Here is a 460-nt window from a genome sequence, read left to right on the forward strand (position 1 = left end):
CGTCGTGGGTGGGTCGTCTGTGGTGTCTGCGAGCCGCTTGGGCGGCGGGGGCAGATGTGCGTAGGCGGCGGGACGACGACACCGAACGTGGTGGTCAGCTCCGCCGCGTCCGCCCGGGCCAGTCGATTGTCGGGACCAAGGCCGGGCAGCCGCCCGATGATCTCCGTGTCGTGCACGTAGCCGCCGTTGACCAGCCCGACGCCCTGCGCGCCCGCGACCGCCGACAGCCGCCGGCATCCGGACGGCCGGTTCACCGCGACCGTGGCCGAGTTCCGGCGGCTGTCGGCGGTCGCGGTGAACCGGCCGGCCGGATGCCGGCGGCGGAACTCGTGCAGCGTCATCGGCCCGGCGGACGTCTCGTACTACAGCCACCGGTCGACGATCCGAAGAATGTCTTGGTCGTGCAGCGCAATCGCCTTCACCCCGAACTGGGTAAAGTGGCCGAGGACCTGCCTCTAAA

General features: G+C 70.9%; 1 pseudogene. It reads right to left on the minus strand.

The annotated features are described in order from the left end of the window. Positions 1-341, minus strand: a pseudogene (locus tag HUX53_RS00070) (hypothetical protein); the annotation flags it as partial. Positions 342-460 lie beyond the last annotated feature (119 nt).

Source organism: Actinomadura sp. BRA 177 (assembly GCF_013372625.1).
GTDB lineage: Bacteria > Actinomycetota > Actinomycetes > Streptosporangiales > Streptosporangiaceae > Spirillospora.